Below are 22,132 nucleotides of genomic sequence, written 5' to 3' on the forward strand. Positions count from 1 at the left end.
TATTAATCCTTTTGTTCTCTACTGACATCCCTCACATTCGATCGAGCGGTCAGCTACGTCGTTTAGTTTTTCACTGTCTGGTGACTCTGAGCGTAGATAGTAGGTTGATTTTAGCCCCAGCTCCCACGCGAGAGTGTAAATTTCGCTCAGATATCCGCCGCTTGCTTTGTCTAAGCTCATAAATATATTTAGGCTTTGGCCTTGATCAATCCACTTTTGGCGAATCGCGCCTGCTTTTATCAAAATTCTCTGATCAAGCTCATATGCTGGCGTGTAAAACTGCCAAGTATCAGGGCTTAAATTTGGCACGACATTTGGGATCATGCCGCTTAGATTGTGCTCAAACCACTTACGCTTATAGACTGGCTCGATAGTTTGGGTAGTGCCAACAAGGATCGAGATCGAGCTAGTTGGAGCGATCGCCATTAGGTAGCCGTTTCTCATGCCATCGCGCTTGACTTTTTCTCTTAGCTTGTCCCAGTCGCAGACATTTTCGTCAAATAGCCCGCCTTTGTCGTTTAAAAGAGCCTTTGCGTTTTCGTTTGCAGTATCTATCGGCATGATGCCTTTGCTCCATTTTGAGCCTTCAAATTTTGGATAGACGCCCTTTTCTACGGCTAAATTTGAGCTAGCATAGATGGCGTTATAGCTTATGTTTTCCATTATGCTATCAATGAGCGCCAAATGCTCATAGCTGCCCCATTTTACGTTTTTCTCAGCTAGCATTTGCGCCTCGCCCATGACGCCAAGGCCGATCGAGCGAGATGATAGGTTTGTGTGTTTTACCTTTTTGTGTGGGTAGAAATTTAGGTCTATAACGTTATCAAGCATCCTAATAGCTATCGGCACGACACGCTCGATGTCCTCTTTGCTATTTATCTTGCTTAAATTTATACTTGCAAGGTTGCAAACTGCCGTTTTGCCCTCGATGCTCTCTTTTTCTACGATGAAAATTTGCTTGCCTTTTAGGCTATCAAGTGCGCTAAGCTTTTTGGCTTTTTTAGTTATGCCGCTATCGACCGTGACGTCTTCTTCTTCGTCAAATAGCTCTTCGCCGCCATCTTCATAAGTGATCTTGATCTTATAGTAATTTGGCGCTGTGTTTTGGAAAATTTCGGTGCATAAATTTGAGCTTCTGATGATGCCTTCGTGGTCGTTTGGATTTGCTTTGTTGGCATTGTCTTTAAAGCACAAAAATGGCATGCCCGTTTCAAAATAGCTAGTTAAAATTTTCTTCCAAAGCTCTTTTGCAAGGATGGTGTTTTTCTGGATATTTTCATCGTTTTCATACTCTAAATATCTCTTCTCAAACTCCTCGCCGTAAAGGTCGCAAAGGTCGCTTACTTGAGCTGGGTCAAAGAGGCTCCAGCGGCCATTTTCTTTTACACGCTTCATAAATAGGTCGTTTATCCAAAGCGCAGGGAAAAGCTCGTGTGCACGGCGTCTCTCTTCGCCTGAGTTTTTACGAAGATCGAGGAAATCGCTCACGTCCATGTGCCAAGGCTCGATATAAACAGCGATCGCGCCTTTTCTAGTGCCTAGCTGATCGACCGCTACTGCGATGTCGTTTGTTACTTTTAAAAATGGAATAATACCGCCGGCTGCGTTTTTGTGTCCGTCGATGCTGCCACCCATCGCACGCACCTTGCTCCAGTCCCAGCCAATGCCGCCACCAAATTTTGAAAGCAGTGCCATCTCTTTGTAGCTATCAAAAATGCCCTCGATATTATCAGGCGTGCTGCCTACGTAGCAGCTGCTTAGCTGGTGGCGCGTAGTCCTTGCGTTTGAGAGCGTTGGCGTAGCTAACATCACTTCAAATTTAGAGATAAGGTCGTAAAATTTCTTAGCCCAACCTTGGCTGTCTAGCTCGTTTTGCGCAAGAAACATCGCGATCGCCATAAACATATGCTGTGGCAGCTCGATCGGCATGCCGCTCTTATCTTTGATGAGGTAGCGGTCATAAAGCGTCTTGATACCAAGGTATGCAAACTGCAAGTCACGCTCGGGCTTGATGTAAGCGTTTAGATCCTCAAGGTCGTACTTCTCTTTTAGCCCAGGGATGATGCGGCCTACCTTTTCGCCCTTTGCGAGGTAGTCTTTTAGGTGGTTGTAGCCGTTAAAGCCAGTCACTTTGTGATAAAGGTCGAACAAAAATAGTCTCGCAGCGACAAATGTCCAGTTTGGGCGGTCGATGTCGATCTTATCAACTGCTGTTTTTATAAGAGTCTGCTGAATTTCCTCAGTTGTGATCATATCTCTAAACTGGATTTTCGCATCTACTTCAAGCTCACTAAGGCTTACGTTGCTTAGTCCAAGAACTGCTTCATTTGTATATTTTTTGATCTTACTTATATCAAGCTCTTCGGTTCTACCATTACGTTTTATAACTTTCAAAAATGTCTCTCCGTGTTAAATTTTAATTTGAGATTTTATCTAAAAAGATATAAAAACTCTCTTTGCTAAAAACTACCTATTAAATATAAAATTTACCACTAAAATGAGAAAGATAAAGGCTATCAAAAGTCTTTTACAAGCAGCAAAAAATGCTAAACGTGATAAGCTTTTGAGTTAGCTTTAACGACTAAAAGTTTAATGTGCCAACATTGCCGATAAATTTTGCTGACACTTGTAAAAGCTACTTGAAAATGCCGCCACCAGCTGATAAATTTTGCGAGCTAAATTTAAGGTGGATTTTGTGCTAGGGTAGTTGCAAGAGGCTAAATTTACCCCTTGCATTTAAATTTATTTTCCAAAAACTCTGGCGAAAATTCTATCTACATTTTTGGTGTAGTAGTTGTAGTCAAAGCACTCTTTGATCTCATCTTTGCTAAGGCTCTTAGTTAGGTCCTCGTCGGCTAGTAAATTTTGTAAAAATAGGCTGTGACCTTGATCGTCTATCGCTTTTTTACCCTCTTGCAAGTCCGCCCAGACCTTCATGGCATTGCGCTGAACGATCTTGTAGGCGTCCTCTCTAGATATTCCACGTTGCGGCAATTGCAAAAGCACACGTTGCGAAAATACCAAACCGCCTGTTAAATTTAAATTTTTCATCATATTTTCTGGATATACGACTAAATTTGCTATCAAATTTTTGATGCGAACCAACATAAAATCAGCCGTGATAAACATATCTGGCAGGATAAATCTCTCAACCGAGCTGTGGCTGATGTCGCGCTCGTGCCAAAGGGCGACGTTTTCAAGAGAAGGCGTGACGTATGAGCGTAGCACCCTGCAAAGACCGGTGATGTTTTCGCTAAGGACTGGATTGCGCTTGTGCGGCATGGCACTTGAGCCCTTTTGTCCTGGACTAAAGTACTCCTCCGCCTCATAAACCTCAGTCCTTTGGTAGTGTCTAACGGCAACTGCGATCTTCTCGCACGTAGAGGCTAGAACTGCGATAGCGCTTACCACATGGGCGTAGCGATCGCGCTGGATCACTTGGTTTGACGCTGGGGCTGCTTTTAGGCCTAGCTCCTCGCATGTTAGCTCTTCAAATTCCATCGGAGCGTGGGCTAAATTTCCCATAGCGCCTGAAAGCTTGCCGTAGCTGATCGTATCTTTTGCGTCTTTGATGAGCTTTAGTGCTCTTGCGATCTCGTCGTACCAGATGGCAAGCACTAGACCAAAAGTTATCGGCTCGCCGTGGATGCCGTGGCTTCTGCCGACCATGAGCGTGTGCTTGTGCTCGTTTGCTCTGTTTTTGACCGCCTGCATAAACTCCTCTACGTCGCTGATAATGAGCTCTAGGCTCTCTTTCATCTGAAGCGCGACGGCTGTGTCGATACAGTCGCTTGAGGTCATGCCGTAGTGCACGAACCTGCTCTCCTCGCCAAGACTCTCGCTGACGCTTGTTAAAAATGCGATGACGTCGTGCTTTGTCGTCTTTTCTATCTCGTCAATGCGAGCTACTTCAAATTTAGCGTTTTTGCAAATTTTCTCGCAGTCACTGTCGCTTATAAAACCAAGCTTATTCCAAGCTTTAATGGCAGCTTTTTCTACCTTGAGCCAAGCGTCGTATTTTGCTTGTATGCTCCACTTTTCAGCCATCTCTTTGCGTGAGTATCTTTCGACCATTGTTGAACCTTTTGTATTAGTTTGCTTTTGTCCTGAAAGTATAAATTTGGCTTTTTGGGCCTGAAATCACGTCGTGCAATTTCTCTAAATTTAAGTTTTGATTATATAAAATCCGGGCTGAAATGTCGGTTATACGCTTATAAATTTGGGCTTAAGATAGCTCGCTCATTTTTCAAAAGGATCATTTTTGCCATATGTAAATAAATTTATCGCCACTGCAGATCATCAAAAAGCTTATGAAATTTTACTGCAAAACGGCTTTAATATGAGCCAAACCCAGCGCTTCATCGATAAAGGCAGGCTAATCTGTGGCGGTAGTGTCGTGAGCGAGAAAAATGCCATTTTGTCTGGTGATGTCTTTTTGATAGACTATGAGGCGGCGCCAAAGGGGCTAAAGCCGATCTTTGAGTGCGAGAGCTTTGCGGTATTTGACAAGCCAAGTGGGGTGCTGAGCCACCCAAACGGCAGACACTGCGACTACTCACTAAATGATGAAATTTACACACTTTTTGGACGAGATGCGAGCGTGGCGCATAGGCTGGACTTTGAAACAAGCGGCGTGATAGTTGTAGGAAAAGATAGAAATTTCACGATAAAACTAAAGAAAATTTTTGAAAATAGAGAGGTTTCTAAAAGCTACGTCGCGATGGTGCAGGGTAAGATCGAGCGAGAATTTACGATCGACGTCAAAATGGATCTAGCGAACAACTACAATGATGTGAAAATGCGAATGCAAATTTGTGAAAATGGCAAGAGTGCTGTGACTAAAATTTTGCCGATCAGATATTTTGAAGATATCGATACGACTTTGGTTCGGGCTATCCCACTCACTGGCAGGCAGCATCAAATTCGGTTACATTTGTTTCATGTGAAACACAAGATCCTTGGCGAACCACTTTATGGTTTGTCACGTCCGCAGATCGAGAAAATTTTAGATAAAGAGATGAGCGAGCGTGAGCGGATAAATTTAACTGGAGCAAAAAGGCTCTTACTTCACTCGGACGAAATTTCATTTAAATTTGATGAAATTTTTTACAAGATAAAAAGCAAATTTGATGCCGAAAGTGAGTTTTATAAATTTGCAAAAGAAGCAAATAATTAAAATATTTAAATTTTAAAAAGTCTTTCTAGTAAAAATAATCTATAAAAATTTTTCATAATTTTGCTTTTAATTTTGAAACAGAATTTTTATTAAAAAATAGAATTAGATTTTTAGTGTCGCCACATTGTGATTTAAATTTTGGCAATCAACTTTGTGTTTTTATTTTTCACACAAAATTTCATGCCAAATTTTTTAGATTTTATTTTGAAGTTTTATTTTCATCTTTTAAAACTTTAATGATAAGTCCAAGTCCAACGCCAGCAACCAGCACTATAAAGATTATCTCGGCGATATCAAGAGCTGTCATTTTTTACTCACGTTAGTTTTATCGTTAGTTGGTTTTTCTTCTGCTTTAGCTGTACTCTTATCGCTAACGTTAGTTTTAAATTTTTGATTTTCATTGCGCTGTTTTAGCTGTCCGCAAGCCGCACTTATATCAAGTCCTTTACTCTGTCTGATCATGCAAGTGACACCATGATCTCTTAGGTATTCTTGAAATTTTAGCATGCTAGAAAGCTCAGGTCGTCCAAATTCACTACCTTCATGCGGGTTAAAATAGATCAAATTTACCTTTGCCTTGATACCGTGCAGTAGTTTTACCAGCTTTTTTGCATCACTAACGCTGTCGTTTAGGTCTTTGATAACAAGGTATTCAAACATCACACGCTTTCGCATATCAATAGGAAATCCCCTAACAGCGTCCATAACAGCCTCGATATTATAGGCCTTATTTATCGGCATCAGGCGACTTCTAAGCTCATTAGTAACAGCATGTAGCGATATAGCCAGCAAGACACCAAGGTCCATCTCACCAAGCTTTTTTATCTGACTACCAAGGCCGCTAGTTGAAACGGTTTGACGGCGTGGCGATATGGCTAGACCCTCATTAAGTGCTAAAATTTTGATCGCTTTACTAACGTTAGCAAGGTTATCGAGTGGTTCACCCATACCCATATAAACGACATTTATGCGCCTTTCGTATGGTATGTTATTTTCCCTTTTTATCCACAAAATTTGCCCTACGATCTCGCCAGCAGTCAAATTTCTAACAAGTCCGCCCTTTGCTGTTAGGCAAAAAGCACAGCCCATTTTACAGCCGACTTGCGAACTAACACAAACAGTGTAACGAGCATGGCGACTAACCTTACCATCCTCGTCGCTGATCTCCTCTTTCATTGGCAGCAAAACGCTCTCTATCTTTAGCCCATCTTTTAACTCGAAAAGATACTTGATCGAGCCGTCGCTACTTTGCTCAAATTTTACGCATTTTAGTGGATCAAGATAAAATTTCTCGGCTAGATCCTGGCGCATATCTTTTGGCAAATTTAGCATTTGGCTAAATTCCGTAGCATTTTTTTTATACACCCACTCATAAATTTGCGTCGCTCTAAAAGAGGGAGAGACCAGCTCTTTTAACTCTTCGATGCTAAGATCAAGCAAATTTTTCACATATTTTCCTTTACATATTTTGTTAGTAGTTCTTTGGCTGCAGAGTGATTTTTTATAAAATCAGCATGCGCATTTTCATCGCAAAAATTTGTCGCTACGAAAATTCCATAAGCTGGAATTTTAAAAATTTGAGCCACTTTTAGAACAGAAAAAAACTCCATATTTTCTAAAAAATATCCTTTTTCAAACATTTTATGGGCCAAATTTTTATCTGTCGTTATAAAATTTGATGAATTTGTTTTGATAGTTCCACGTGAAACGATAGAAGAAATTTCACACTCGATAGGCGAATAAGATCTATTTTCTATGCTAGAAATTTCAACATTTGCCCCAACCGAGCTTTCATAAATTTGCAAAATTTCACCATCTTTATATAGACCTGCCGAGCCAACAAAAACTATCTTTTCTGGCATTTGATATAAATTTCGCTCTGGGTTTTTTGACAAATTTTGGCTTAAATTTTGCACCTCTGGGTTTGATGAGTTTGCAAATTTAGCCTCGATCTTTGCAAGATAGTGCGGGTCAATATTCTTTAAATTTACGCCCTTTTCATCCGCCCCAACACATGATCTTTTTTGCAAAAACTTTGTCAAATTTATCGCCATATCGACTAGTCCCACCCCCATCGGCAAGGCAAAGTCAAAAATTTCATTTTTTCCAGCTGAGATAACTAACATCAAAGTCTAACCTCAACGCCGTTTGCTTTAAGATACTCTTTTAGCTTTTTTATCTCGATCTCGCCAAAGTGAAATATCGAAGCCGCCAAACACGCATCAGCCCCGGCCTCAAAAGCATCTTTAAAATGCTCCATTTTCCCTGCACCTCCGCTTGCGATAGTCGGTATAGAAAGCGCGCTAAAGATCCTTGTTAGCTCCAGACTAAAGCCCTGTTTGACGCCGTCATTATCCATAGACGTTAGCAAAATTTCCCCTGCTCCACGCGACTCGACCTCTTTTGCCCAAGCAAAGGCATCTTTTTTGGTATCGATCCTGCCGCCATTTATAAAAACGCTATAACCATTTTCGATCTTTTTAGCGTCGATCGCTACGACGACACATTGCGAGCCAAATTTCTTAGCCGCTTCGTCTATCAAATTTGGATCTTTTATCGCCGATGAGTTTAGACTCACCTTGTCACAGCCTGCATTTAAAAGGCGAGAGATGTCGTCGATCGTGCGTATGCCACCGCCAACGGTTAGCGGTATAAAAAGCTTGCTTGCGACCTTTTTTACGACATCGACTATCGTATCACGGCCAAGGTGAGAGGCTGTGATATCCAAAAAACAAAGCTCGTCAGCGCCCTCGTCGTTGTATCTTTTAGCTATCTCGACTGGGTCTCCAGCATCGACAAGTCCTACGAAATTTACACCTTTTACGACCCTGCCGTCTTTTACGTCGAGGCATGGGATTATGCGTTTTGCAAAATGATTCAAATTTATCCTTTGTCTATCTTCCTAGCTGCCACCTCAAAATATGGCAAGCTCGCCCAATTTTCTCGGTTTCCAACTATATAAATAACCTCTTTTGCCCTTGTTAGCGCCACGTTTAGCAGGTTTGGCTTGCTAGCAGCCCACGCTCTAGCGCCCTTTGTCGCACCGCCTAACACAAAGACAATAACATCAGCCTCTTTGCCCTGCATAGTGTGGATAGTGCCAGCACCTTTTAAATTTCTACAAACATCTTTAAATGGCGTTATTATCCTGATGTTATAATTCTGACTAGCTAGCTCACCTGCCAAGAGCTCTTTAACCACCTCACCCTCGGCTTTGTTGTAATTGCCTATCCACTCCCCAGAGCTAACGTTTATCCATTTTGTTTGCACGTTAGTGTTTGCAAATTTACTAGCCCCATCTCGCCCAAGTATCATCATATTGTCATATGTTGTCTCGTTTGAGATCTCAAACATAGGGTTAGCGCACCTTCTATGCACAATGAGTGGCGAGCCGACCCAGATGCTCTCGCCGCTACCTTTTATATATGTGCCGATCTTTTGCGCTTTGTCAGCCCTAAGCTGTACTGATGACTTTAGCAGGTTAAACTCATCTTTTGCCTCGCAGTAGCTAAGGATCGCGTTATTTAAACTAACTGGCAGCGTTACGACAGGCTCAAGCTGAAGCGGATCGCCGACCACGACAGCCATCTTTGAGCGAAGTAGTGCGCCTAACGCGTTAGTTAAATTTGCCTGCCCTGCTTCATCTATCAAAAGCATGCCTATATCGCCATTTAAAAGGTCTTTAAAGGTGTTATTAAACGAGGCAAAAGTCGAGCTAATAACTGGCGTTAGCAAAAATAAACCCTTGATGATCTCACGTCTATGTTTTGCATCAAGGCCATTTTTCTCTGCCATCTTCTCATCGTTAAAGATAACACTAAGGGCACGCAAATTTGTCCTGACAGCCTCCTTGCAGGCAAATATCGCTGCCTTGTGCAAATTTAATGCCTCTTTAAAAAGCTCTATCCTAGCCTTAAAAAGCTTTGTCTTGTGAAATTTCTCATCTATGCCAAACTCCATCATAAATGGCATACTCTTTTGCATTTCCTCATTACTCTCGCTAAAGCTGCCGTTTAGAAAGATATCTAGCTCCTCGCTCCTGCCAAGTATCTTTTGGCGTCTAGCAAAGTCGCTTTGCAGCCTTTTGTAAAGATTTATCTTAGTGCCAAGCTCTGCAGCCCTGCTCTCAAGCCCTGCTATCTCGCTATTTAGCTCATTTAGCCTTGCTTCATTTTTCTCTTTACTCTCGCCATTTTGCTTGCTAGCTTTTAAATTTTGCTCAGCTATCTGGCGGTTTATCTCGCCAACCTTTAGCGCTTCGTCGTTATACTTTTCAAAGGCCTCTGTCTTAAAAATCTGCTGAAAGATAAAAAATGGCGGCTTTTCTGGTGTACTTAGATACTCCTGCAAAGCTTCATTTTGACTAACAACTCTTGTTAGCTTACTAAATTCAGCCTTTTTATCGTCAAGCTCGTCACTAAGGCTAGCAAATTCGCTCTCAAGCGGAGATAAAAGCTCCTCTATCTGCTTGGCTGAGTTATAACTCTCAAGCCTTCTATCAACATCAGCTAGCTCTGTTTTAAGACTCTTTAACTCCTCTTCTTTGATCCTGATCTCACTAAAAAGTAAATTTACCTCGTGAAGTGCAAGGTTAAATTTCTCCTTCGCCTCATCAAAGTCATCTATCCCCTCGCCCACTGCAAGGTACTTGCCAAGCCCCATCAAAAAGCCATCTTGTTCCAAAAACTCGCCATATTCGCCTGCGATCTTGTCAAACTGGCTGTGAGTCGGCTCGATCTTTACGCCATTAATTGCATTAAAAATAAAATTTGACTTGTTTTGCTTTGATCCAAGCGCCACGCAAAATAGCCCCCAAGCTGGCTTTGAAATAAAGGACTTCTCGCCAAATTTACTCTTTTCATCAGCCGAGAGCAGCCTTGTGGCTATAAATTTAAAATAATCAATCTCGCCCGCATAATCCCCTATGCTCTTTAGCTGACTTAGCTCCTTGCTCAAAATCTCAACCGCGCCGTTATTACAAGAGCTAACGACCATCTCGTAGCCTTGTAGCTCGTCATTTAGCCTAAAATAAAGCGCCTTTTCATCGCTGTCATAAACTGGCTCAAAGATATCATGCCTGCTCATTTGCGCGAGCTTCATCGCCCTAAGCGTCACCACTTCAGCCATCACATCCTTTAAAAGCGTCGTTTTTCCAGTGCCTGGAGCGCCATTTACGCTGTAAATTCCACCATTTCCATCTTTAAATTTCTCTATTATATTGTTTAGCGCCATTTGCTGTGAGAAATTTAAGGCAAAGTCACTTGCAAAGGCCGATCTTGGATAGCGATCAGCCTTAAAAAAGTCCCTAACTGCCCTTTTATTTAGCTCATCTCTAACGTCAAGCCGCTCAAATTTATTCTCACCGCTCTCGTCTAAAAACTGATCCGTTAGCTCATGCGTCCTGCCTGACTCATAAAATTTGACAAGTAAATTTATATCATCTATAAAAAAGCTATTTAAAAGGCCGTCGTTCTCTTTAAAATTTGGATCAGCGATCCTTACTTCAAGCCTGATCACATCTTTACAAAACGGTGTCTTTAGCGAGCTTTTTAGTTCCTCATGGACTGCTTTTACATAGTCACTTAGACGCATTTTCTCTTTGTGGATAGAAATGTTATCCTTGATATGCTCGCACTCTTTGTTAAAGTCGCTTTGGCTGATCTCTTTTAGGTGGTTTAGACGCACCATCGCCCAAGGAGCCGTTGGGATAAAGAGCTCATTTGATGAGTTTGGCGTGAAAAATGGGCTTAGCTCATCATCTAAATTTGCATCTTTTAAAGCAAAACTTTGCTCATTTTTGCAAAATACTAGATCGCCATAGAGCTTAAGCTTATAACAAAATGCCTTTTCAAAGCTAGTTTGCTCAGAGCGTAGCTCCTCTAAAATTTGCTCTTTTTCAAATTTCACCTTTGCTAGCTTTGATATCGCAAGGGCGAGCAAGTCAGTCTCAAAAATGCCGCCATAAATCGAAATTTCTACACCATTTTTTAAAAGTGACCTGTCAAATGCTCTTAAAATTTGCATAAATTTCTCATCAAAATTTGCGATCTCAAGGTCCATTGATTTTTTAAATTTGCTATTTGTCTTTTTTGGCTCGTCTAAGGTTTTTGGCTCTAAATATTGTGATAATAAAAAGTATTTTAAGGTATTTGCCCTACTCAAATTTGCGCCTTATTTTGTTGTTATTTAGTGATTATAGTCCATTTTATATATGATTAAACTAAACTTGTAATCATTGTATAAGTAATTTTTGGCTAATATCGCGGCTATGATAAAGGCAAAAAAGCACTTTGGACAGAATTTTTTACAAGACAAAGCGACACTAGATAAGATCATCCAAGCGATACCCAAGGACGTAGAAAACGTCGTTGAGATTGGGCCTGGCTTAGGTGATTTGACATTTAGACTTTTGCAAATTTATAAGACGACCTCTTTTGAGATAGATTGTGAGCTGTTTCAAATTTTAAAGGTCAAATTTGTAAATGAGATCCAAAATGGACAATTAAAACTTTTTTGTAAAGATGCTTTAGAGCAGTGGCAGCAAGAGGGCGGACTAAGTAGCGAGAACTACTTTTTGGTCGCAAATTTACCCTATTACGTTGCTACAAAGATGATACTAAATGCGGTAGATGACGAAAAATGCCTTGGGCTTATTGTGATGATACAAAAAGAGGTTGCTCTTAAATTTAGTGCAAAGAGCAAGGATAAAGAATTTAGCGCTTTATCGATCCTCGCTTCACTGCAAGGCAGGTGTGAGCTTTTGTTTGACGTGGATGCAAAGCTTTTTAATCCACCTCCAAAGGTCACATCCTCAGTCATCAAACTACAAAAAACAAAAAAGATTTTTGGCAAAGACGGGATATTCAAAGATGCAAAACAATACGAGGCTTTTAAAGCATTTTTAAGAGCTGCGTTTGCTTCGCCAAGAAAGACGCTTTTGAAAAATTTATCCACAAATTTTGACAAAAAGGCGTTAGAAGAAACTTTTGAAGGCCTAGGCTTAGCTCAAAATTTACGTCCACATGAGCTAGATGTCGATTCTTATCTAAAAGTATTTGAAAGATTAAAGGAAGATAATGAACGACAAAAACGAAGAGAAAGTTGTAACTAACCAAAGTAAAAACAACAAAAGACGAAGATTTAGACCAAAAAATAAGCCAAAACAAGAGGGTGAAACTACCGAGCAAACCTCACTAGCAAGCAAAAGCGTGATAGATAACTTCTTTGCAGCAGAGCAAGCTGAAAATGAAGCGCATGGCGAGCCAAAAAGTCAAAATCCTCGCCCAAAAAAGCCAAGAAACAATAAAAATCAAAACAAAAATGGCGAAAACAATAAGCCAAAAGAGCAAAAACAGCAAAAAGAAAAGCCAAAGCAAGAGCCAAAAGCTGAAGTTAAAAACGAGACAAAAGAGCAAAAAGAAAAACCTAAAAAGGCTAAAAAACCAAAGAAAAATTTACCTGCAAAGCTAAATGGCAACGAGCAGTGGCAACAAGACATCGCAAGCGCGATGGAGGCAAACAAAGCCACTCACGAGCTAAGACTTGAGCCACTAAAATATCTAAATTCAAGCGAGCATAAAATTCGCATAACACCACTTGGCGGTCTTGGCGAGATCGGCGGCAATATGACGATATTTGAGACTGAAACAAGTGCGATCATCGTCGATATCGGCATGAGCTTTCCAAGCGAGAGCATGCACGGCGTGGATATCCTCATCCCAGACTTTGACTACGTTCGCAAGATAAAAGATAAGATAAAAGGCGTCATCATCACTCACGCACACGAGGATCACATCGGCGCGGTGCCTTATTTTTACAAAGAGTTTAAATTTCCTATCTACGCCACACCGCTTCCACTTGGCATGATAAATAATAAATTTGAAGAGCACGGATTAAAACAAGAGCGCTCGCTCTTTCGATCAGTTGAAAAGAGAAAACCATATCTTATAGGCGACTTTGAAGTCGAATGGATACATATAACGCACTCTATCATCGATGCTTCTGCACTTGCTATCACGACAAAGGCAGGCACTATCATCCACACAGGCGACTTTAAAATCGACCACACGCCGATAGACGGCTACCCAACAGACCTTGGCAGACTAGCGTATTATGGCGAGCGTGGCGTGCTCTGTCTATTAAGCGATAGCACAAACAGCTATAAAGAGGGCTTTACAAAGAGTGAAAGCAGCGTTGGCAAGACCTTTGACGCGATATTTTCAAAAGCAAAAGGGCGCGTCATAATGAGCACATTTAGCTCAAATATCCACCGCGTCTATCAAGCGATCGAGTGGGGCTTAAAATACAACCGCAAAGTCTGTGTCATCGGCAGATCAATGGAGCGAAATTTATACACTGCGATGGAGCTTGGCTACATCAAGCTTGATAAGAAAATTTTTATCGACGCAAACGAGGTTGGTAAATTTAAAGATGATGAGGTACTTATCGTCACTACTGGCAGCCAGGGCGAGACCATGAGCGCGCTTTACCGCATGGCTACAGATGAGCACAAATATATAAAGATAAAGCCAAGCGATCAGATAATCATCAGCTCAAAAGCTATCCCAGGCAACGAAAACAGCGTCTCAACGGTGCTAAATTTCTTACTAAAATCAGGTGCGAGCGTCGCTTACCAAGACTTTAGCGAGATCCACGTCAGCGGCCACGCAGCACAAGAAGAGCAAAAGCTGATGCTTCGCCTCATAAAGCCAAAATTTTTCTTGCCGGTGCATGGCGAGTACAACCACATCGCAAAGCACAAAGAGACAGCTATAAGCTGCGGCGTAGACGAGAGAAATATCTATCTAATGAGTGACGGCGATCAGATGGAGGTTTGTCAAAAGTACCTAAAACGTGTAAAAACGGTAAAAACTGGCAAAGTCTTCATAGATAATCAAATAAATAAACAAATCGCAGACGACGTCGTGATCGACAGACAAAACCTCGCTGAAGCAGGTGTCGTCATGATAATCGCTCAAATTTCACGTCACGGCGCAAAACTCATCAACAAGCCTCGTGTCATCAGCTACGGCCTTGTGGGCGACAAGCAAGACGCTGAGTTTAGAAAAGAGATGGAGGGCGTGCTAGAACAATACCTAAGCAACGTCAAAGAAGAGCTTTTAAAAGATGGCAGACTGCTCGAGTCACAGGTGCGCCAAGTGATCAGAAAGCACATATTTAGAAAGGTCAAAAAGTCCCCAACTATCGTGCCGATCATCTATCTAATGTAGGGGAAATTTATGCAGACAATAAACCAAATCGCAGCTGAAGTCTTAGATGTAGAAGCAAACGAGCTTTTAAGACACGCTAAAAGCGTAGAGATAGAAGATGCTGTAAATTTAATATATAACGCAAAAGGCAAGGTCATAGTAACAGGCGTAGGCAAGAGCGGTCACGTGGGAGCAAAGATCGCTGCCACGCTTGCAAGCACTGGCACGCCAAGCTTTTTCTTACACCCAACAGAGGCTATGCATGGAGATCTAGGCATGATAGAAAAGGACGATGTTTTGTTAGCCATTAGCTTTAGTGGCGAGAGCGATGAGCTTGTCAAAATTTTGCCTCATGTAAAGCGCTTTGGTGTGAAAATCGTCGCCATGGCAAGAAGCATATCAAGCTCACTTGGTAAATTTAGCGATGCTTTTATAGATATAAATGTAGAAAAAGAGGCGTGCCCGCTAAATGCTGCTCCAACGGCATCAACCACGCTAACGTTAGCTCTTGGCGATGCGTTAGCTGTTTGTTTGATGCAAAAGCGCGGCTTTAAAAAAGAGGACTTTGCAAATTTTCATCCAGGTGGCAGCCTTGGCAAGAGGCTATTTTTGAAGGTCAAAGACGTGATGAGAAGCGAAAATTTACCGATAGTTCGCTGGAATGCAACCCTAAAAAGCGCGATCGATACGATGACGCATGGCAAGCTTGGCACAGTTTTAATAGTCGGTGAAGATGGTGTGCTAGACGCCCTTTTAAGTGACGGCGATCTTAGGCGCGCACTTATGAGAGAGGACTTTGATCTAGAAGAGCCAGCGATGAAATTTGCAACACTGCATCCAAAAGAGATAGATAACAAAGAGATGTTAGCAGTAGATGCGTTAGCCCTCATAGAAAAGTATAAAATTCAGCTTCTAGCCGTCGTAGAAAATGGCGTTCCCGTAGGCGTTTTACACATCCACGACCTTGCAAATTTAGGACTATAAAATGGAAAAAACAAGACTAAATAAATTTATCTCACATAACACAAGCTACTCACGCCGTGAGGCAGATGAGCTGATAAAAGCTGGCAAGGTTAGCATAGCAGGACGTGTGGTTAGCGACCTTGCCACAAGCGTGGATGAAGATGACAAAGTGCGTATAAATGGCCGTTTGATAAAGCTAAAAAAAGAATTTACCGTTATCGTTTATCACAAACAAAAGGGTGAGCTAGTTAGCAAGAAAGATGACCGCGGACGAAAGACGATATATGACACGTTAGATAAGAAATTTGCCAAATTTGTTAGCGTAGGGCGCTTAGACTATGCAAGTGAGGGGCTACTTTTACTAACTGACGCCCCAGCAATCGCCACAGCGCTAATGAATAGCGACTTAGAGCGCGAATACTACCTAAAGGTAAAAGGCGAGGTGACAAAAGAGGTGATAGAAGCTATGACAAATGGCTTTTTCGCCAAGGACGCCACCAAAGGCGCTCACGCAAAAACCACTATAAAATCAATGGAATTTAAGCCATTTCTAGCCTACAAAGTCTTTGGCTCAAGCGGTGGTTATACAAAACTAAAGGTCATCATCAATGAGGGTCAAAATAGGGAGCTTCGTCGCTTCTTTGGCTACTTTGATCTTGAAGTGATGGATCTAAAACGTGTTAGTTTTGGGCGTGTTAGCCTTGATATGCTAAAGCCTGGCAAATGGCGCTACTTCGAAAATAGCGAATACGAAGACTTAAGAGACTTTTTAAAAGTTAATAACGTTAGATACTAACTTAGGCTTGTTTCTCTAACAAAGAGGCAAGCCAAACCACAATAACTACAAATTTACAAAAATGGAGAAAAAATGAAAAAGGCTGTTCTTTTATACACAATCTTACTAACTATTGGATTCTCCAAGGATCTAGTAGAACTTGGACTTGAGGCTTACAGCAAAGGTGACTACAACAAAGCAGTCGAGATATTTACTAAAACTTGTAATGATGGAAATAATGGCAATTGCTATAATTTAGGACTTTTGTATATAAATGGCCAGGGTGTAAAACAAGACTACAATAAAGCAGCTAAGTTATACGAAAAGGCTTGTAATGGTGAAATTATTCAAGCTTGTTATAACTTAGGATTTTTATACTATAACGGTCAAGGCACTACACAAGACTACTATAAAACTGCTCAATTGTGGCAAAAAGTTTGTGATGCCAAATATAGTATTGGTTGTTATAATTTAGGGCTTTTATATGAGGATGGTCAAGGTGTAGAGCAAGACCACAATAAGGCGGCTAGATTATACGAAGAAGCTTGCAATAATGGACATGCACTAAGCTGTTCTAATCTAGGTGTTTTATATATAAAAAACCAAGGTGTAGAACAAAACTATAACAAAGCCATAGAGCTATACAATAAATCTTGTGACGGTAAAAATGCTATAGGTTGTTTTAATTTAGGAAATTTATACGAAGAAGGCAAATATCTAAAGCAGGACTACTATAAAGCGGCCAATCTATATAAACAAGCTTGTGATGGCGGATATGCTAATGGCTGCTATAATCTAGGTAATTTTTATGAAAGAGGACAAGGGGTAGAGCAGGACTATACCAAAGCTATCAAACTATACGAAAAAGCTTGCGATGGCAATATCGCCCAAGCCTACCACAATTTGGGAGTTTTATATGTAAATGGTCTGGGTGTAGAGCAAGACTATTATAAGGCAGCTCAATTATGGCAAAAAGCTTGCAATGACAGATACAGTATGAGTTGTTACAACTTAGGAATTTCATACAATAATGGCCAAGGTGTGAAACAAGACTATTATAGAGCGGCTTATCTATACAAACAAGCTTGTGACGATGGAGTTAATGATAGTTGCTCTAATTTAGGAATTTTATATGAAAACGGTCAAGGTGTAGAGCAAGACTACAGTAAATCCCTAGAATTATATGAAAAAGCTTGCGATAATGGATACAATCGCGGTTGTTTTAATTTAGGAGCTTTTTATCTAAAAGGCAAAGGCGCAAAACAAGACTACCACATAGCAAAAGAATATTTTTATAAAGCTTGCGAATTAGGGCTTCAACCAGGGTGTGACGTTTATAAAAAGTTAAACGAAAAAGGCCTTTAATACTAAAAATAATCCAACAGGGTTCTAGCAAATTTAGAGCTACATAAATTTATATCTTATTTTCTGAAAGCAAGATGTTTATATATGGATTTAGTAGCGTTTCGCCACGTGCTGCGTATAGTAAGACCTCTTTAAAATAGTTGTCATTTATGCCGTAGGTGTGAAACTCGTACGCCCCTATGCCGTATCCCATCGGCGTTATATCAACCCTTGAATACCAAGCATCTTGCGCTAGAATATAGCGGTTTGTATCCTTTGAGTAGACATATAGTTTGATCTTATCTTTATCTTTTTCAGCCATATACCAGATGAAAGAATTTGTAATGTCGTTAAAGAAGTAGATATCACCATTTGGCATGATGGCTTGAGCTGTATCATTATTATCCGCGATGAGTGTCCTGCTCTCATAACATATATATTTATTTGGTGTAAGCTCCTCGATCGGCTCTGATTTGCCATTATTTAAAACCAAAATTTTATCATCGCTTATATCGGCATTATAGGCAAGTACGGCTAAGACTAGAGCTAACAAACACAAAGAAAAAATTTGTTTTATCAAAATAAAAATCCTCTTAACAAATAATATTTTAGAACGTAAAGTGCACAGATCAGCACGCAAACACTTAGCCAGATAGATGAAAATTTAAGCTTGTGCGAGTAGTTAGTCTTTGTGATAATCTCAACAAGATATGGCATAAGGCCGTAAAATACACCGAGAAACAAACTACCCCAGATGAGGTAGCCAACATAAAAATAGTCACCTTTTAGCATGCAGTATGGGCATTTATGGTTTGGCTGCTCGTAAACATAAAGGCCAAAAAAGTAGGTAATGGCGTAGTAACTAAGCACCAAAAACAACAAATTTGCCACAAAGCTCGCCATACTTTGCTTTAAAAAATTTAGTACCAAAATGACAAAAAAGAGCACATAAAATGCACTCACTAAGCCAAAATTTGTATAGCCAAATGGTAGCTTTGGAGCTTGAAAAGTAACAGAACAGCAAAAGACCGGCACTTTTAGTGGGATATTGTAAAAAAACGAAATTTCTACACCAAGTTCGACTAATATCATGACAAAAAGGCAGATAAAAATGGCGTATTTTTTCTTTAGATAAGGGAAATTTAGAGCCTGCAAGTCAAGCTTATTTATAACCAGCCAAATGCCAAGCCCAAAGATCAGCAAAATTTTAGTGAGCATCAATATACCACCAAATTTATTTGAGCCGATCACGCCAGCTGAACACATAGCGCCAGGCACAATATCAGAGAGTTCATTTAGGCAAAGCGCAAAAAATATAAACAATATGATCTTGATACAGACACAAAAAAGCAAGATAGTATTTACAAGATAGTTTTGTTTTTCAAGCGAGTATTGAAGCGATGTTAGTGCGTTGTAGTCCCACGATCTCACGATCCTAATGACGTAAAAGAGCGAAATACTCATCAAAACTAACAGTACAAACTCCGCTAACAAAAAGGCAATAACGGCGTTTGATAAAAAGACACTCATACTATCTCTCCGTTTTGCAAGCTAACAACCCTATCTGTTGCACTTAGCTCATCAAAAATGCTATCGTGAGTAGCGACAATAACACTCTTTTTTAGAGCTTTAAAAGACTCTAGCAAGCCTAAAAATGCACGTGCATTATCTCTATCTAAATTTGCCGTTGGCTCATCAGCCAAGATGATGTTAGCATCCATAGATAAAGCCCTAGCTACCGCACATCTTTGACGCTCGCCACCACTTAAATTTGATACGTTCTCATCTTTTTTATGAGCGATATTTGCGAGGCTTAGAGCCTTTTTTATCATCTCATCTCGCACACTTGCCTTAAAATTTGTTAGAGCAAATGGAGCTAGTAAATTTTCATATACACTCAAGCCATCAATAAGGTTAAAATTTTGAAAAACCAATCCAAGTCTTTTGTGTCTAAGCTCAGAGCAAAAGGCGTCAGGCAACTTTGCGATGTTAGTACCATCTATCAAAATTTCTCCACTAGTTGGCTTTTGAAGCAGGGCGATAAGAGAAAGTAGGGTGCTTTTACCGCTTCCACTAATGCCTTTTAGTATTACTAGCTCGCCGTCATTAATATCTAAATTTATATTTTTTAAAGCACAAAACTCATTTTGTTTGTTTTGGTTATAAACTAGGCTAACACCTCTTATATTTATCATTTTAGCCCCTCATTTATGTCACTACTTGCTACTCTCCACGAAGGTATAAGTACAAACGCCAAAAATGGTATCACACCAAAAACAAAGATCAAAAAGAGCTTGTCAAACTCTAAAATAGGCGTGAAATTTGTAAAATTTAAAAGCTCATCACCTAAAAATATCCCTTTTAAAAGCGGAGCATTTAATACAAAAACAAAGAGATAAGCCAGCATAACACCGAGTAAAAAAGCACTAACACTAACGATGAAATTTTGTATAAATTTTAAAAATATAATGTCTTTTATACAAAAACCAATGCTTCTTAAAATAGCTATTTCACGCTTTTTACTACCATAGGCGAGTGAAATTTGGTTTTTAAGCAAGACAAAGAATATAAGCATAACACTAACGTAAATGCTCATAAAAATTCCACCCTTATAATAGTAAAGGTGCCTAACCTTAGCCACCTCATCTTCTATACTAAGAGCAAATGAATTTGGGTATAAATTCTCTATCTTTAAAGCTACTTCACTGATCTCATCGGTATTTGGCACCTCAACGTAGAGCTTTGTATACTCTTCATCTTTTAAATTTAAGATAGCCCTTAGCGTATTTGGATGCAAAAATATAGCGTTATTTGAGATTAAGCCACTTTGTGCTGGCATAGTCTTTAATATCTTTACCGGTATCATGCGCTCTTCAGTTAGAAAATTAAAGCTCTCGTCGTAGTAAAGCTCATTCATCGCTACCTTTACACCTTCTCCGACGATCATCTCATCCTCTTTTAAGCTATCATCTTCATATAGATGAAACCAAACGCGCTTTTGAACGAAGTAGTACTCTCCATCAACTACGCCCTTTACATCACTTACGCCATCAATCTTTGAGATGTCATAGATATAGCCAGGGTGCATTAGATCGCCTTTGCCAGCACGAAATGCGCTCACTACGATACTTGATCTATCTTTTACTAAATTTATAAGATCATGTTGGATCGATCCAGAGATAAAAAGTACCGAGCTTAACACAAAAATAATGAGTGCAAAGAGGCAAAAGCTAAAAAGGTGATCCTTTCTATCTTTAAAAAGCAGAACCACAGCATAGTTTATAAAATTTTTACCTATCATAGACAAAGCCTTTTTGCCCCTTTTGGTTAAAACTAAAAGCAGCATTTGCTCTTGTTATCTTAGAAATTTCTCTTAGCTCATCTTGCTTTGCTTTATGATCAAAGCTAAGGTAGTGTGCTGCTAAAAGCGTATAAGAAAGTCCAAAAAATAACGCCAAAAAAACTAGAAATTTCACACTATTTACCAATAAAATTCTTTATCTCGTCAAATCTTATGACACCTTTGCCAGCATGATCTTTTAAAAAGCTCTCTGCCTTTGCTTCGTCTTTAAATGGAATAAACTCATCACCCATTGGTCCATAAACGTTTGAGCCATGAACATAAAACGCATCTTTTGCATCAAGCTTTTCTAGCGTGTAATAATCGCTCACATAAGCATCTTTCATTTTGCCATCCGCAAAGTAAAATTGCGCCATGTCTTTTACACCATCGAAATAATAATCCTTGCCATCTGCTTTGATGAGTGTCGCCCATGGAGAATTTTTGACGAGCATGCCACATACCGCACATCTTGCACCTTTTGGTACGACTATTCTCTCAGGTTTTTTTATTTCTTGTTTAGCTTTTGAAGATTGATTGCTAGTACCTAAATTTGCTGGAGCGTCCCATAGATACAAAGCGGCAGCTTGTAGGTGTTTATCATACTCTGGGGCTTTGCTAGCCTCTTTTGAGTCACATACTTGTTTAAGATGAGCTTTTAGCTCAGAGATAGCTTTAAAGCCTTTTGGATCTGTTTTTTCGCAGTTTGCTTCATAAAATTCTTTACCATGCGCATAAACGCCGTCCTCACGTTTAGCTTTTATCATTTTATTATCACCCTCGAAATCCTGTCCAGCTATCTCGTAAGCTTTAGCAAAATTCATTATCTCGCCGCCATTTTCTGCTTGAAATTCTTTTGCGTCAGCCTCGGTTGAGAAGGCATATTTGCTATTTCTAGTCATTGTGCCCTTGACACTACTACCAACGACATAAAAGGCTTTATTTACATCGATCAAATTTAGATTTTTAGTATCAACAACTTGTGCGTCGCTTGGGATCTTGCCTTTTGTTAGCTCGTATAAGCAGTGAAGTGATGCTACTTGCTTACCGTTATATACATGATTAGTCTTATAAAATTTAACCAAATTCATTCCACAAACAGCACAATACTCCTTGCCCTCGCCGCTTCCTACTAGTGTAGCCTTGCTAGGATCCACGCTTTGAAACATCGGTTTCATTTTGACAGTTTGCTCATTTGCCGAAGCACCAAAAATCAAGGTCGCCAGTAGTGCTGAACCCAAGATAGAACGTAAAATCATATTATCTCCTTTAGTATTTTGTCTCATTTTTATATTACATAAGCTTTAAATGCCACTGGACTGGCT

18 protein-coding genes are annotated in these 22,132 nt (G+C 40.1%); 6 read left to right on the forward strand and 12 right to left on the reverse strand.

Features of this window, described 5'->3' with window-relative positions; genetic code table 11:
* Positions 1-18: 18 nt before the first annotated feature.
* Both CCON33237_RS09165 and purB read right to left on the reverse strand, forming a co-directional pair.
* The gene (locus CCON33237_RS09165; protein ID WP_054197325.1) at positions 19-2,394 is read right to left on the reverse strand and encodes a ribonucleoside-diphosphate reductase subunit alpha; all 2,376 of its coding nucleotides are present in this window, start codon (positions 2,392-2,394) and stop codon (positions 19-21) included.
* Positions 2,395-2,742: 348 nt separating this feature from the next.
* Entirely contained in the window at positions 2,743-4,074 is a 1,332-nt protein-coding gene (gene purB / locus CCON33237_RS09170; protein WP_054197326.1) for an adenylosuccinate lyase, read from the reverse strand.
* Between the two features lie 187 nt (positions 4,075-4,261).
* Between purB and CCON33237_RS09175 the strand changes: the two genes are divergently transcribed.
* Complete coding sequence (locus CCON33237_RS09175) at positions 4,262-5,176, forward strand: pseudouridine synthase family protein (protein WP_054197327.1); 915 nt, start codon at positions 4,262-4,264, stop codon at positions 5,174-5,176.
* A 303-nt stretch (positions 5,177-5,479) separates the two neighbouring features.
* Here the strand turns inward: CCON33237_RS09175 and rlmN are convergent, their stop codons facing one another.
* From rlmN to CCON33237_RS09195, 4 genes are read right to left on the reverse strand one after another with little or no spacing between them, the layout of a single operon-like run.
* The gene (rlmN, locus tag CCON33237_RS09180; protein ID WP_054197328.1) at positions 5,480-6,625 is read right to left on the reverse strand and encodes a dual-specificity RNA methyltransferase RlmN; all 1,146 of its coding nucleotides are present in this window, start codon (positions 6,623-6,625) and stop codon (positions 5,480-5,482) included.
* Positions 6,622-7,302 (reverse strand): purine-nucleoside phosphorylase, encoded by a 681-nt coding sequence (locus tag CCON33237_RS09185; RefSeq protein WP_054197329.1) that lies wholly within the window; start codon positions 7,300-7,302, stop codon positions 6,622-6,624. The genes rlmN and CCON33237_RS09185 overlap by 4 nt, the downstream gene beginning before the upstream one ends.
* A complete protein-coding gene (gene hisF, locus CCON33237_RS09190; protein ID WP_054197330.1) occupies positions 7,302-8,057 on the reverse strand; it encodes an imidazole glycerol phosphate synthase subunit HisF in 756 nt (251 codons plus the stop codon). Before hisF ends, CCON33237_RS09185 begins: the two co-directional genes overlap by 1 nt.
* 2 nt (positions 8,058-8,059) lie before the next feature.
* Positions 8,060-11,338: a DEAD/DEAH box helicase gene (locus tag CCON33237_RS09195; RefSeq protein ID WP_054197331.1), complete on the reverse strand. Its 3,279-nt coding sequence runs from the start codon at positions 11,336-11,338 to the stop codon at positions 8,060-8,062.
* 106 nt (positions 11,339-11,444) lie between these two features.
* Here CCON33237_RS09195 and rsmA point away from each other — a divergent pair, with 106 nt between their 5' ends.
* The 5 genes from rsmA (at position 11,445) to CCON33237_RS09700 (ending at position 17,488) form a co-directional block, all read left to right on the forward strand.
* Positions 11,445-12,287 (forward strand): 16S rRNA (adenine(1518)-N(6)/adenine(1519)-N(6))-dimethyltransferase RsmA, encoded by an 843-nt coding sequence (gene rsmA, locus CCON33237_RS09200; protein ID WP_054197435.1) that lies wholly within the window; start codon positions 11,445-11,447, stop codon positions 12,285-12,287.
* The gene (locus CCON33237_RS09205) at positions 12,253-14,406 is read left to right on the forward strand and encodes a ribonuclease J (RefSeq protein WP_180997792.1); all 2,154 of its coding nucleotides are present in this window, start codon (positions 12,253-12,255) and stop codon (positions 14,404-14,406) included. Before rsmA ends, CCON33237_RS09205 begins: the two co-directional genes overlap by 35 nt.
* 9 nt (positions 14,407-14,415) lie before the next feature.
* Complete coding sequence (locus CCON33237_RS09210; RefSeq protein WP_054197332.1) at positions 14,416-15,369, forward strand: KpsF/GutQ family sugar-phosphate isomerase; 954 nt, start codon at positions 14,416-14,418, stop codon at positions 15,367-15,369.
* Between the two features lies 1 nt (position 15,370).
* Positions 15,371-16,144 (forward strand): pseudouridine synthase, encoded by a 774-nt coding sequence (locus tag CCON33237_RS09215; RefSeq protein WP_054197333.1) that lies wholly within the window; start codon positions 15,371-15,373, stop codon positions 16,142-16,144.
* Positions 16,145-16,216: 72 nt separating this feature from the next.
* Entirely contained in the window at positions 16,217-17,488 is a 1,272-nt protein-coding gene (locus tag CCON33237_RS09700) for a tetratricopeptide repeat protein (protein ID WP_069174583.1), read from the forward strand.
* A 49-nt stretch (positions 17,489-17,537) separates the two neighbouring features.
* Here the strand turns inward: CCON33237_RS09700 and CCON33237_RS09225 are convergent, their stop codons facing one another.
* The 6 genes from CCON33237_RS09225 to CCON33237_RS09250 are packed head-to-tail and all read right to left on the reverse strand — an operon-like array spanning position 17,538 to position 22,066.
* A complete protein-coding gene (locus tag CCON33237_RS09225; protein ID WP_054197334.1) occupies positions 17,538-18,047 on the reverse strand; it encodes a hypothetical protein in 510 nt (169 codons plus the stop codon).
* Positions 18,044-18,997: a hypothetical protein gene (locus tag CCON33237_RS09230; protein WP_054197335.1), complete on the reverse strand. Its 954-nt coding sequence runs from the start codon at positions 18,995-18,997 to the stop codon at positions 18,044-18,046. Before CCON33237_RS09230 ends, CCON33237_RS09225 begins: the two co-directional genes overlap by 4 nt.
* Positions 18,994-19,662, reverse strand: a complete 669-nt coding sequence (locus CCON33237_RS09235) for an ABC transporter ATP-binding protein (protein ID WP_054197336.1) — start codon at positions 19,660-19,662, stop codon at positions 18,994-18,996. Before CCON33237_RS09235 ends, CCON33237_RS09230 begins: the two co-directional genes overlap by 4 nt.
* Positions 19,659-20,768: an ABC transporter permease gene (locus tag CCON33237_RS09240; RefSeq protein WP_054197337.1), complete on the reverse strand. Its 1,110-nt coding sequence runs from the start codon at positions 20,766-20,768 to the stop codon at positions 19,659-19,661. The genes CCON33237_RS09235 and CCON33237_RS09240 overlap by 4 nt, the downstream gene beginning before the upstream one ends.
* Positions 20,758-20,955, reverse strand: a complete 198-nt coding sequence (locus CCON33237_RS09245; RefSeq protein ID WP_169748888.1) for a hypothetical protein — start codon at positions 20,953-20,955, stop codon at positions 20,758-20,760. Before CCON33237_RS09245 ends, CCON33237_RS09240 begins: the two co-directional genes overlap by 11 nt.
* A complete protein-coding gene (locus tag CCON33237_RS09250; protein ID WP_054197338.1) occupies positions 20,945-22,066 on the reverse strand; it encodes a nitrous oxide reductase accessory protein NosL in 1,122 nt (373 codons plus the stop codon). The genes CCON33237_RS09245 and CCON33237_RS09250 overlap by 11 nt, the downstream gene beginning before the upstream one ends.
* Between the last annotated feature and the right edge of the window lie 66 nt (positions 22,067-22,132).

It is taken from the genome of Campylobacter concisus (assembly GCF_001298465.1).
Classification (GTDB): Bacteria; Campylobacterota; Campylobacteria; order Campylobacterales; family Campylobacteraceae; genus Campylobacter_A; species Campylobacter_A concisus.